1 protein-coding gene is annotated in these 375 nt (G+C 38.7%); it reads left to right on the top strand.

Translation table 11 applies throughout. From position 1 onward, the window contains the following. Nucleotides 1–375 (top strand): FAD-dependent oxidoreductase (locus FUA24_RS10740; RefSeq protein WP_148542189.1); only part of this gene is annotated, 375 nt, incomplete at both ends.

Genomic DNA, 375 nt, shown 5'->3' on the forward strand with positions numbered 1-375 from the left:
GGCTCAGGACCTGCTGGTTTAGCTACAGCGCAACAATTAAACAGAGCTGGCCATACAGTAACTGTTTTTGAACGCGATGATGAAATAGGTGGTTTATTACGCTATGGTATTCCTAACTTTAAAATGGAAAAGGAAATTATAGACCGTCGTTTGGCAATTTTAAAAGCTGAGGGCATAACGTTTAAAACCAACGTAAATGTTGGCGTAAATTATGATGTTAAAGAGCTAAAAGCCTTTGATGCCGTGGTACTTTGTGGTGGTGCTACTGAAAGACGTAGCTTACCAACACCTGGTATTGATGCTGATGGTGTTGTACAAGCTATGGACTTTTTAACACAACAAACCAAAGTTGTTTTTGGTAAAGAAGTTAAAAAC

It is taken from the genome of Seonamhaeicola marinus (assembly GCF_008085455.1).